The 609-nt window shown below is 64.7% G+C and carries 1 protein-coding gene; it reads left to right on the top strand.

Features of this window, described 5'->3' with window-relative positions; translation table 11 throughout:
• Nucleotides 1-609: non-reducing end alpha-L-arabinofuranosidase family hydrolase (locus OMK64_RS20270; protein WP_272730155.1), on the top strand; the 609-nt coding region annotated here is incomplete at both ends.

The following is a 609-nucleotide window of genomic DNA, read 5'->3' as shown; positions in this document are numbered from 1 at the left end:
GCCCGACGTGCTCGCTGCCGTCGACCTACCGGTGGACCTCCTCCGGCCCTCTCGCCCAGCCGCGGTCGGGCTGGACGTCGCTGAAGGACTTCACGAACGTCGTCCACAACGGCAAGCACCTCGTCTACGCGACGAAGGTCGAGAACGGCAGCTACGGCTCGATGGCCTTCAGCCCGTTCACGAACTGGTCCGACATGGCCACCACGAGCCAGATCGCGCTCCCCTCGGGCACGGTCGCTCCCACGCTGTTCTACTTCGCGCCCAAGAACATCTGGGTGCTGGCGTACCAGTGGGGTCAGTGGCCGTTCATCTACCGGACCTCGACCGACCCGACGAACGTGAACTCGTGGTCGTCGCCGCAGCCGCTGTTCACGGGGAGCATCTCCAACTCCGGGACCGGTCCGATCGACCAGACGCTCATCGCCGACGGGCAGAACATGTACCTGTTCTTCGCCGGCGACAACGGGAACATCTACCGGGCGAGCATGCCGATCGGGAACTTCCCGGGCAGCTTCGGGTCGAACTACACGACGATCATGAGCGACACCCAGGCCAACCTGTTCGAGGGCGTGGAGGTCTACAAGGTCGCCGGTCAGAACCAGTACCTGA

This window comes from Cellulomonas fimi, from assembly GCF_028527925.1.
In the GTDB taxonomy this organism is placed as follows: Bacteria; Actinomycetota; Actinomycetes; order Actinomycetales; family Cellulomonadaceae; genus Cellulomonas; species Cellulomonas fimi_C.
The sequence above is the reverse complement of the archived record's forward strand: the minus strand, read 5'-3'. Positions and strand labels throughout refer to the sequence as shown.